Below are 12,202 nucleotides of genomic sequence, written 5' to 3'. Positions count from 1 at the left end.
AGAGTTTAAATAGATAAGGAGAAAGAAAATGTCAAAAACAGCTAAAGCAGCATTGTGGATTATGGCAGCCACTATGTTTTCAAAAGTATTAGGTTTCCTTAGAGAACTTGTACTTGCAAATTTCTATGGGACAGGTATGTATGCAGACGTATTTGTATTAACATTAAATATACCTGGTTTAATCATAGCAGTCATAGGCTCTGCAATTGCTACAACTTATATACCTATGTACTTTGAAACAAAGAAAAGACTTGGAGATGAAGGTGCTTTAAAATTTACTAATAATGTTTTAAATATATGCTATATAATGGCTATAATAATAGCTATTCTTGGGCTTTTATTTACAGAGCAATTTGTTACAGTATTTGCAGCAGGATTTAGAAATGACCCTGCTAAGTTCCAAGCAGCAATACTATTTACTAAAATAATGATTTCAGGAGTTCTGTTCCTGAGTGGAAGTAAAATATTTAGTTCATTTTTACAGGTGAATGACAGTTTTGTAATTCCTGGTCTTATAGGAATTCCATATAATATTATAATAATAGCAGCAATAGCACTAAGTGCAGGTAAAAATGTATGGATACTACCAGCAGGAGCACTGATTGCTATGGCAAGTCAACTATTATTTCAGTTGCCATTTGCGTTTAAGAAGTCCTACAAGTATAAGCCATATATAAATTTTAAGGATGAGTCTATAAAAGAATTAGTCAATCTAGTATTACCTATGTTAATAGGGGTAGCTGTTGGACAGTTAAATATATTTGTCGACAGGTTATTGGCAACGACTTTAGGGGATGGAAAGTTGTCAGCTCTTAACTATGCAAATAGACTAAATGAGTTTGTTATGGCATTATTCGTAACATCAATAATAACAGTTATATATCCTAAGCTAGCAAAGATGTCAGGTAAAGATAATAAAGAAGGATTTATAAGTACTATTGTAAAATCATCTAACTGTATCATATTGGTGGTGCTTCCTATATCTATTGGAGCTATCATATTAGCAGAACCTTTAGTTAGAATCTTATTCCAAAGAGGTAAATTCGACGCATTATCAACAGACCTTACATCTATAGCACTTAGATTATATTCACTAGGTTTATTAGCGTGTGGAGTAAGAGATGTTTTATATAGGGCATTTTACTCTCTTGCAGATACAAAGACACCAATGATAAATGGAAGTATAGCTTTAATAATAAATATAGTTCTTAATTTAATATTGATAAGACCACTTGGTCATGCAGGTATTGCTATATCAACTAGTACTTCAAATATAATTACAGTTATATTATTGTTTATATCTCTTAAAAAGAAAAATGGATATTTTGGAGGAGATAAAATTATAAAGACTGGTCTAAAAAGTTTGGTAGCATCAGGAGTAATGGCAGTAGTCACTTTATTGATATATAATAACCTATATGCATTTATGGGTGCAGGAACAATTAAAGAAATCATATCAGTTGGAGTAGGAGTATTAGGTGGAGCTTCTGTATATACGATATTGATAGTTTTATTTAAAGTAGAAGAGATGGACTTAGCTTTTGAATTTTTAAGAAAAGGAAAACAAAAACTACTTAAAAGATAGACACTTACATTAGAAAATTAAAATAAAGTCAGAAAGGATGAAAATATGGATTATAAGAATAATTATGAAATGTGGTTGAATTCTCCTTATTTTGATGAACAAACGAAAAATGAGCTATTAAGCATAAAAGATGATGAAAAAGAAATACAAGATAGATTCTACAAAAACTTAGAGTTTGGAACAGGTGGTTTAAGAGGTATAATAGGAGCGGGAACTAATAGAATCAATATTTATACTGTTAGACGTGCGACACTTGGAGTTTTAAATTATATCATAAAGACTCAAGGTGAAGAAGGAAAACAAAAGGGAATAGTTATAGCACATGATAGTAGATACATGTCGAGAGAGTTTTGTATAGAAGTAGCAAAGACTCTAAGTGCTTATGGTGTAAAGGCTTATATTTTTGAAGAATTAAAGCCTACACCAGAACTTTCTTTTGCTGTTAGATACTTAAAGTGTGCTATGGGCGTAGTAATAACAGCAAGTCACAATCCTAAAGAGTACAATGGATATAAGGTATATGACTCAGAGGGGGGTCAAATCTGTATAGATATGGCAAATGATATAATAGCAGAAGTTAATAAGATTGATGATTACAGTGTTATTAAGAGTTTAGATTTTGAAGAAGCTTTATCTAAAAATTTAATAACTATATTAGATAATGAAGTAGATGACGAATTTATAAAAGCTGTTAAGAAGCAAGCGTTAAGACAAAATATAATAAATGAATATGGTAAAAAATTAAAAATAATATATACACCTATTCATGGAACTGGAAATAAGCCAGTAAGAAGAGTCTTAAATGAATGTGGATTTGAAAATGTGATGGTGGTTAAGGAACAAGAATTACCAGATTCTAATTTTTCAACAGTTAAGTATCCTAATCCAGAGGAAAAGTCAGTATTTAATATAGCTATTGAAATGGCAAAGAGTAATAATACTGATTTGGTAATAGGAACAGACCCTGATTGTGATAGAGTAGGGGTTGTTGTAAAAGATTCAAGTGGTGAATATATAGTCTTAAATGGAAATCAAGTTGGCTCACTTTTAGTTAGATATATAATAGAGAGTTTAGTTGAAGAAAATAAACTTCCTAAAAACAATCCTACAATAATAAAAACTATAGTTACATCAGAGTTAGGTGCAAAAATAGCGAAGGCTTCTAATGTAGATTGTTTAAATACTTTAACGGGATTTAAATTTATAGGAGAAAAAATAAAAGAATTTGAAGAAAGTAATGATAGAAGCTTTATAATGGGATATGAGGAAAGCTATGGTTACTTAATTGGAACTCATGCTAGAGATAAAGATGGTGTTGTATCTTCACTTATGATATGTGAAATGGCAGCATATTATTCTTCAAAAGGTATGAACCTGTATGAAGCTATGATAGATACATATAATAAATTTGGATATTATAAGGAAGAATTAAAGTCAGTGACTTTAAAAGGTATAGATGGAATAAAAAAAATAAAAGAGATGATGCTTTACTTTAGAAGTGTTAAAATAGATAATGTGGCTGATGTAAAAGTAGATAAGATTTTGGATTATAAGGATGGAGTAGATGATTTACCTAAATCAGATGTACTTAAATTTTTACTTGAAGATGGCTCTTGGATAGCTATAAGACCTTCAGGTACAGAACCTAAAATTAAATTTTACTTTGGAGCAAACTCAGACAACCAAGAAGATGTAGAATTAAAATTGAAAAATTTAATATCTTATATATTAAATGTAGTGGATTCTATATAAAAAGCTAAGGGGAGATAAACAATGAAAGTATACAATGTCATAATGGCTGGAGGAGGAGGAACTCGTTTCTGGCCACTTAGTAGACAAGAAGTACCTAAACAGCTTATAAATTTAAGTGGAGAAGATGCTTTAATAAATGAAACTATAAACAGAATAGATTCTCTAGCAAAAAAAGACGATTTATTTATAGTAACTAATGAGAAGCAATTGGAAGCTTTAAAGGATACAGTAAAAGATAAATGTTTAGATGGCAACATATTGCCAGAACCATGTGCCAGAAATACAGCAGCAGCTATAGGTTTTGCAGCTTTTAACATAATGAAAAAATATGGTGATGGTGTTATGTGTGTATATCCAGCTGACCATTATATAAAAGATGAAAAAGAATTTAAATCTATATTAGAAAAAGCTATCTATATAGCGGAAAACAATGATAAACTAGTAACTATTGGTATAACGCCTACATTTCCATCAACAGGATATGGATACATAAATTTTAATAGAGAAAACACAATAGAAAATGTTGCATATGAAGTAGTGGAGTTTGTAGAAAAGCCAAATTATGAAATTGCTAAAGAATATGTAAACTCTAAAAAATATGTATGGAATAGTGGAATGTTTGTATGGAAGGTATCTAAAATATTAGAAGATTTTAAGAGGTACTTACCTAAAGTATATGAAAAATTAGAAGAAATCAGCAATTACTTAGGTACAAAGGAAGAAATAGAAAAAATAAAAGAAATATATCCAACAATACAATCAATTTCCATAGATTATGGTATTATGGAAAGAAGTAATGATGTTATAGTAGTTCCTGGCGATTTTGGGTGGAATGATGTTGGGTCTTGGGATTCTCTAGGTGCAATATATCCAACTGATAATGAAGGTAACATCAAAAGAGGTGAAAATATTACTATAGACACTAAAAATTCAATTATATATTCAGATGACAAATTAATATCAACAATAGGTATTAGTGATTTGATAGTAGTATCTACAAATGATGCAGTTATGGTTTGTAGAAAAGATAAAGCTCAAGATGTCAAAAAGATAGTAGAGCAATTAAAAGAAGAAGATAGACAAGAATATATGTAGGAGGTGCTCATTTGATTCCTAAAAAAATACATTATGTATGGTTTGGTGGTCCAAAAGGAAATATAGAAAATATATGTATAAATTCTTGGAAAGAAAAGCTTCCAGAATATGAGATAGTAGAGTGGAATGAAAAAAACTTTGATATAGAGAAGGAAATAAAAGGAAATAAGTTTTTGGAAGAATGTTATAAAAGAAAGCTTTGGGCATTCATATCTGATTATACAAGAATAAAAGTACTCTATGAACAAGGTGGAGTTTATATGGATACAGATATGCAAATATTAAAGGATATAACTCCTCTTTTAGAAAATAATAGGCTAATCTGTGGGTATGAAGATGATAGAGAATATATAAATGGTGCTATAATAGGTGTAGAAAAAGGACATCCTTTTTTAAAAGACTTATTGGAGTATTATGAAAAAGAAGTACTTACTTCTTCATTGTTTACAATACCAAAGATAATGACTCATCTTATGGAAAAAAATTATAAGAAGATTGACCCAAATAATTATGAAGAAGACATTCGTGTCTATGATAAAGAATATTTTTATCCTTTTGGATTTAAAGAAGACTTTACACCAGAATGTATAACAGAAAACACTTTTGGTATACATTGGTGGGGAAAAAGTTGGGCTAAAAAGAGAAATTATTTCTTAGAAAGCAAACACTTAACAGGTGCAAATAAGATATGGAAGTGTTGTAAAATATTTGCAAGTAATACTTTACGAAACTAAAAGGGAGAAAGTAAAATGAAGACTTTAAACGATGATAGAAATATTATGATGAAAAAATATCTTTATATATTTGTTTTGTTTATCATAGTACTTAGAAAGTATATGATATCATTTATTGACCCAAATATAAATCTAGGGATGATTAAATCAGCGTTATTTTATTCTTCAATAGGAATACTAATGCTACTTTTTTTATTTGATAAGAGAAAAAGTATAACAGAAATGTTTCTAGTTGGAGCTTGTGTCTTACTTTATGTATTAAATAGAGAAGGAGCTATATTATTAATTGTATTACTAGCTGTATCAGCTAAACAAATAGATGATAAATATATAGTTAAAAGTTACTTAATAATATCTGCATGTTTTTTAATAGTAGCTATATTATTATTTAATTTATTTCCTTCATTAGTATTTAATCAAGAAGTCCACTATAGATATATAGAAAATATAGATATGCTTGTTACAAGAATGGATTTTGGGCTTGGTAATCCAAATAGTGTATTTTATCATATGGTTACTATATATGCAGCATATATATTCTTAAGATATAAAAACTATAATAAATGGGATAGAATAATTTTATTTGGTTCTGCATTTTTTGTTTATCAAACGACATATAGTAGAACAGGTTTTTTTACTATATTAGCAGGATTAATATTTGTAGAAATAATAAGATTGATAAACATAAAAAAAATAAAAGGTCTACCAACACTTGTAAAGATGTTGCCAATAATACTTACTTTATCCAGTGTAGCTATTGGTATAATGTTTTCTAAGAGTAGTATATTAAATAGATTATTAGCAAGTAGACCTAAGTATTGGCATGTATACTTAGCTGAAGCAGGAAATTTTATGAAACCTTTTGGAAATTCATATAGCGCAGCTATAAAAGCAACTAATCCATTAGACAGTTCTTATATATATATAATTAGTGTATTAGGAGTAATTGCTTGCATATTATTTATGTATTTGATGTATAAAGGCATAGGAAGTTTTATAGAAAAAGATAAGAAAGAGTATTTAGTAGCTTTATTCATATTTTTACTATACTCTTTTGCAGAAAACTTACTATTAGAGGCTTCATTTAGTTTTGCAATAGTATTACTAATAAAAGAAGTAATATTAAATGATAAAAGAAATGTAGAACTGTGGAAAATGAAAAGTAGGAGGTAGTAATGTTAATATCATTAATAATGCCAACGTTAAATAGATATGATGATATATACTTACTTATGGACAGCTTAGAAAGTCAAACTTACAAAAACTTTGAACTTATAGTAGTGGATCAAAACGATAATAACAAAGTTAAGGAGATAGTTGACAAATACATTGATAAGTTAGATATAAAGTATATAAAAAGCGATAAGCTGGGATTAAGTTATAACAGAAATGTAGGAATAAATAACGCTAAAGGTCAAATTATAGGTTTCCCTGATGATGACTGTGTTTATGAAAATAATACATTAGAAAAAGTTATAAACTTCTTTAATCAAAATAAAGACTATAAAATATACAGTTGTAAGACTATGGATGCAAATAAAATTGATGCATTTAAAAAAATGGCGGATGGAACTTGTGATATTACAAGTTCCAACGTTTTAAATACTATAACATCTATAACTTTTTTTGTTGACTTTGAAGAGAAAGAATATACAAGGTTTGATGAAAAATTAGGTGTTGGTGGAGAATTTGGTGCTGGTGAAGAGATAGATTATGTTTTAAATTTATTGAGCTTAGGATTTAAAGGAAAATACTTTGGAGATGATATAATTTACCATCCTGCAAAAAAACATTCTAAATCTAAAGAAAAGTATCAAAAAGATTATAACTATGGAAGAGGTTTTGGAGCACTTTGTAAAAAAGAAATAGTCTATAGAAAGAATTATAAGTTTGTAAAGGTTATGGCATCAAAACTTGTAAGAAATATAGGTGGTCTTATATTGAGTTCCAACAGAGATTATCATAGTGCCACTATAAAAGGAAGAATTAATGGATTTAGACAGTATAAGTTATAATGAGGATGGTGTTTATGGACAAGGTTAAATTTTTAATAAATATGCTTTTGGCTTTTTTTATGTATCCATTTAGTAAGCATAAGTTTAATGGTAGAAATATCTGGCTTATAGGTGGACATTCAGGAGATATATACAATGATAATGCGAAGTTCTTTTATGAGTATATGTTGAAGGAGCATAATGATGTAGAGACTTATTGGGTGGTAAATAAAGACAGTAAAGTATTCGATAAAATTCCAGGCAAAAAATTAATAAGAGGAAGTGTAGAAAACTATCTATATTATTACAATTCAAAAGCCATAGTATTTTCACATGCGCCATCAGCAGATATAGCACCATATAACTTTGCTGTACCTGTTCTTAATTATTTTCATAAAAAGACAGTAAAAGTATTCTTAAATCATGGGACTATAAGTTTTAAAAAGAGAAAACCAATGAATAAAAAATTCAAAAATATTATAGATAATCTATATAAAAGCTATAATATAGTTACAGCAAGTTCTGAGTTTGAAAGAAATGTTATGGTAGATGATTGGGGAATGTTAGATGACTCAGTTTATATAATTGGAAATGCAAGATATGACAATTTACCAACAAATGAAGTTGCACAAACACGAGATATATTATATACTCCTACATGGAGAGATTGGATAAAATTTAGTTCAGGAAAATTTACAGATACAGATTATTTTAAAAGTATAATGAATTTTTTGAATGATGATAAGTTAAATAAAATACTAGATGAGAAAGATATAAATGTAAAAATTTATATGCATCATCTTATGCATGAGTTTATAGATGACATAAAAGAAAATATAACGGGAAAACGAATTGTGTTTTTAGACAAAGGGGTAACTCTAGCAAATGAAATTAGAAAATCAGCTGCAAATATAACTGATTATTCAAGTGTAGCTATAGACTTTTTATATATGAATAGACCTATACTGTTTTACCAATTTGATTTGGAGGAATATATGGAAAAAGTTGATTCATATATAGATTTGAAAGGTGAAATGTTTGGGTCTTTAGCTTATAATAATGATGAAGCTGTGAATAAACTTATTGATATTATTGAAAATAATTTTGAGGTTATGGGTAACCAAAAAAATGAGAGAAATAAGTTTTTCAGATATAATGACAATAAGAACTGCAAGAGGATATATGATTGTGTAATAAGTAAAATTAAATAAATATTTTATAAATGATGAGGAAGGTAATATGAAGAAGAATTTAGTATCTATAATTACTCCCATGTATAATTCTGAAAAATTTATTGAAGCAACCATAAAATCAGTATTAAACCAAACTTATCAAGAATGGGAAATGTTAATTATTGATGATTGCTCAACAGATAATAGTCCTAATATAGTCAAATCTTATATGCAACAGGATAGCAGAATAAAATGTATAAAGACTGAGACTAATAAGGGTGTCTCTAATGCTAGAAATTTAGCACTAAGTAAGGCAACAGGACAATTTATAGCTTTTTTAGATAGTGATGACCAATGGAATAGTAGTAAGTTAGAAAAACAAGTAAACTTTATGTTAGAAAATGATTATGTAATATCATTTACTTCATATGAACTGATGGATGAAAATGACAAAAAATTAAACAAGGTAATAAAAGTACCACCTAATGTAGATTATAGGAGATTATTGAAAGGAAATATCTTAGGATGTCTTACTGTTGTAATTGATAAGTCTAAACTAGATTTTGAAATAAAAATGAGTGGTGTAAGACATGAAGATTATGTTTTATGGTTATCTATATTGAAAAGAGGGCATATTGCCCACGGAATAAACGAAGTTTTAGCATTATATAGAAAGTCTAGTAATTCACTAAGTGGTAATAAAATAAAAGCTGCCATGTGGACTTGGAATATATATAGAAATATAGAAAAAATACCTCTATACAAAGCTGTATACTACTTTATTAATTATGGAATAAATGGAATCAAAAAAAGTTAGATAGAGAGGAAGATTTAATTAATGTATAAATATAAATTTACTGTATTTACTCCAACATATAATAGAGATCATTTACTTGAAAATTTGTACAATGATTTAAAAGCTCAAACTTATGACTTCAATGATTTTGAATGGCTGATTGTTGATGATGGAAGTGAAGATGGTACTAAAGAATTAGTTGAAAAATTTATATCAGAAAATAAATTAAATATAAGATATATATACAAAGAAAATGGAGGAAAACATACTGCAATAAATCTAGGTGTAAAAAATGCAGATGGAGAACTATTTTTCATTGTAGATAGTGATGATGGTTTAATTAAAGATTCTCTTGAAATTGCTAATGATGAATGGAATTCTGTAGAGAATAAAGAAGGATTTAGTGGAGTTGTTGGACTTTGTGTATACCCAAGTGGAGATTTAATAGGGACAGAAATGCCTGAAGATAAGAAAATATGTCACTTTGCAGACCTATATTTTAAGTACGGTGTTAAGGGAGATAAAAGTATAGTATTTGTAACTGATGAACTTATAAAATTTCCTTTTCCAGAAAGAAAAGAAGTGAGATTTTTACCAGAAAGTGTAGTATGGAATGAAATGTCTAAATACTATAAAGTTAAATGTGTAAACAAGCCTATGATAATAAGAGATTATTTGGATGATGGTTTAACAAAAAATATCTTAAGTAAAAATTCGTTAAGAGGTAGAGCATTAGAATTTTTATATTTGATAAATCAAAATACATATCCTTTAGGTAGATATCCATATATGTGGATAAAAAATTACATAAATTTAGCTAGATATTCGTTATTGTCTGATAGCCATTATTTTGGAGAAATCAATAAAATATCTGATAAATTGTTGTATTTAGTATTATTCCCATTAGGATATTACAAATATATTGGACAAAGAAAATTAGTATCTAAGTAAACTTGTTGGTATAGTACTGCTAGTTGCTATATAAGGAGAGTAAAAATATGAATGAGCCTTTAGTATCGATAATTACTCCTGTATATAATTCAGAAGAGTTTTTATCAGAGACAATAAAGTCAATCCAAAATCAAACTTATAAAAATTGGCAGCTTTTATTAGTGGATGATTGTTCTAAGGACAATTCAAGTGAAATTATAAAAAGTTTTCAAAAAGAAGATGCTAGAATAAAATATATAAAGCTTGAAAAAAATTCTGGAGCTGCAGTATCTAGGAATGTAGGAATTAAAAATGCGGAAGGTCGATTTATTGCATTTATAGATAGTGATGATTTATGGGATAGTAAAAAGTTAGAAATTCAGATAGGATATATGTTAAAAGAAAATATCGGATTTTCTTTTACATCTTATAGATATATGAGAGAAGATGGAACAAAAACAAGTAAAGTTGCAAGAGCTCCTAAAAAGATTGACTATGAAGGACTACTTAGAAATACTATAATAGGGTGCTCTACCGTAGTCATTGATAAGAATATCGTAGGCGAATTTAATATGCCTTTGGTAAGAAGAGGACAAGATACTGCAACTTGGTTACAATTACTTAAAAAAGAAGAGTATGCGTATGGTATTTATGAAGATTTAGTAAATTACAGATTAGTTGGAAATTCTATATCTAGTAATAAAATAAAAGCATTAAAAAGAACTTGGAATACTTATAGAAATGTTGAAAATTTAAGTTTGCCAAAAAGTCTATATGTATTTTGTTTTTATGTCTTTAATGCTATCAAGAAGAGAGTATAAGTTTTATATACTTGGAGGTAAAAATAATGAAAATAGCTATAGCTGGGACTGGATATGTAGGATTGGTTACAGGCGTTTGTCTAGCAGAAGTAGGTAATGAGAATATAATTTGTGTTGATGTAGACGAACAAAAGGTTAAATCAATGAAGCTAGGAATAGCTCCTATATATGAAGAAGGCCTAGAAGAACTTATGGTTAAAAATTACAATAGAGGAAGAATAGATTACACTACTGACTATAAAAAAGCTTATGAAGATGTAGATGTAATATTAATAGCTGTAGGTACACCAGAGAGAAGTGATGGTTCAGCTAATTTAGATTATATAAAGGCAGTTGCAAAGCAAATAGCTGAAACTGTAACGAAAGATACTCTAGTGGTAATAAAATCTACAGTGCCAATTGGTACAAATGAAGAAATAGAAGATTATATAAGTAGAAATTTAAAAAATGATGTAAAAATAGAACTGGCATCTAATCCAGAGTTTTTGTCACAAGGAACAGCAGTAAGAGATACTTTACATGCCTCAAGAATCGTTATAGGTGTAGAAAGTGAATGGGCTAGAGACATATTACAGAAAATTTATGAGCCTTTTAATCAACCTATAATAGTTACAAATAGAAATAGTGCTGAAATGATAAAGTATGCATCAAATAATTTCTTGGCACTTAAAATATCATTTATGAATGATATTGCAAATCTTTGTGAAATAGCTGGAGCTAATGTAGAAGATGTGGCTTTAGGAATGAGTTATGATGATAGAATTGGAAGTAAGTTTTTAAAGGCAGGTATCGGGTATGGAGGTTCTTGTTTTCCAAAAGATACAAAAGCACTTCATTGGTTATCTGAACATAATGGCTATGAACTAAAAACAGTAAAGGCTGCAATCGAAGTTAATGAAAGTCAGAAGCTTAAATTAGTTAGAAAAGCATCAAAGTTAGTTGAGAGTTTTCAAGATATGAAGGTTGCTGTACTAGGTCTTACTTTTAAACCTGATACTGATGATATAAGAGAAGCACCATCTATACCAAATATAAAATATTTGCTTGAAAGAGGAGCAAGAGTAACAGTATATGACCCAATTGGTGTCAGCAATACTAAGAAAATATTTGGCGATTCTATACTTTATGCCAATTCTATAGATGATACAATAGAAGATGCAGAGATATGTTTTATAATGACAGAATGGAAAGATGTCTTAAATTATGATATACATAAGTATAAGGAAAAGATGAAAAATCCTTTAGTTCTTGATGGAAGAAACTGCTATAGGGTTAAAGATATGGAAGAACTTGGGATTGAGTATTATTCGATAGGAAGGTAAA

At 28.5% G+C, this 12,202-nt stretch carries 11 protein-coding genes; all 11 read left to right on the top strand.

Annotation, left to right across the window (positions count from 1 at the left end; all coding sequences use genetic code 11):
* The first annotated feature begins 28 nt into the window (after nucleotides 1-28).
* The 11 genes from murJ to KGF38_RS07740 are packed head-to-tail and all read left to right on the top strand — an operon-like array spanning nucleotide 29 to nucleotide 12,201.
* Nucleotides 29-1,585 (top strand): murein biosynthesis integral membrane protein MurJ, encoded by a 1,557-nt coding sequence (gene murJ / locus KGF38_RS07790; RefSeq protein WP_054271358.1) that lies wholly within the window; start codon nucleotides 29-31, stop codon nucleotides 1,583-1,585.
* Nucleotides 1,586-1,630: 45 nt separating this feature from the next.
* Entirely contained in the window at nucleotides 1,631-3,337 is a 1,707-nt protein-coding gene (locus KGF38_RS07785) for a phospho-sugar mutase (protein ID WP_074178797.1), read from the top strand.
* A 21-nt stretch (nucleotides 3,338-3,358) separates the two neighbouring features.
* Nucleotides 3,359-4,432 (top strand): mannose-1-phosphate guanylyltransferase, encoded by a 1,074-nt coding sequence (locus KGF38_RS07780; protein ID WP_054271356.1) that lies wholly within the window; start codon nucleotides 3,359-3,361, stop codon nucleotides 4,430-4,432.
* An 11-nt stretch (nucleotides 4,433-4,443) separates the two neighbouring features.
* Nucleotides 4,444-5,166, top strand: coding sequence for a glycosyltransferase (locus tag KGF38_RS07775; protein ID WP_074178798.1), 723 nt, complete (start codon nucleotides 4,444-4,446; stop codon nucleotides 5,164-5,166).
* Nucleotides 5,167-5,181: 15 nt separating this feature from the next.
* Nucleotides 5,182-6,339 (top strand): polysaccharide polymerase, encoded by a 1,158-nt coding sequence (locus KGF38_RS07770; protein ID WP_074178799.1) that lies wholly within the window; start codon nucleotides 5,182-5,184, stop codon nucleotides 6,337-6,339.
* Between the two features lie 2 nt (nucleotides 6,340-6,341).
* Complete coding sequence (locus KGF38_RS07765; protein ID WP_074178800.1) at nucleotides 6,342-7,181, top strand: glycosyltransferase family 2 protein; 840 nt, start codon at nucleotides 6,342-6,344, stop codon at nucleotides 7,179-7,181.
* Between the two features lie 14 nt (nucleotides 7,182-7,195).
* Nucleotides 7,196-8,371 (top strand): CDP-glycerol glycerophosphotransferase family protein, encoded by a 1,176-nt coding sequence (locus KGF38_RS07760; RefSeq protein WP_054271352.1) that lies wholly within the window; start codon nucleotides 7,196-7,198, stop codon nucleotides 8,369-8,371.
* A gap of 28 nt (nucleotides 8,372-8,399) precedes the next feature.
* A complete protein-coding gene (locus KGF38_RS07755; RefSeq protein ID WP_054271351.1) occupies nucleotides 8,400-9,149 on the top strand; it encodes a glycosyltransferase family 2 protein in 750 nt (249 codons plus the stop codon).
* Nucleotides 9,150-9,170: 21 nt separating this feature from the next.
* A complete protein-coding gene (locus KGF38_RS07750) occupies nucleotides 9,171-10,079 on the top strand; it encodes a glycosyltransferase family A protein (RefSeq protein ID WP_074178802.1) in 909 nt (302 codons plus the stop codon).
* 47 nt (nucleotides 10,080-10,126) lie between these two features.
* Nucleotides 10,127-10,879 (top strand): glycosyltransferase family 2 protein, encoded by a 753-nt coding sequence (locus KGF38_RS07745; RefSeq protein WP_054271349.1) that lies wholly within the window; start codon nucleotides 10,127-10,129, stop codon nucleotides 10,877-10,879.
* A gap of 26 nt (nucleotides 10,880-10,905) precedes the next feature.
* Nucleotides 10,906-12,201 (top strand): UDP-glucose dehydrogenase family protein, encoded by a 1,296-nt coding sequence (locus KGF38_RS07740; protein ID WP_074178803.1) that lies wholly within the window; start codon nucleotides 10,906-10,908, stop codon nucleotides 12,199-12,201.
* The last annotated feature ends 1 nt before the right edge of the window (nucleotide 12,202 follow it).

Origin of the sequence: Clostridioides sp. ZZV14-6387 (genome assembly GCF_020657835.1) — a bacterium.
Taxonomy (GTDB): Bacteria; Bacillota; Clostridia; order Peptostreptococcales; family Peptostreptococcaceae; genus Clostridioides; species Clostridioides difficile_A.
This window is presented reverse-complemented; position numbering and strand designations above follow the sequence as displayed.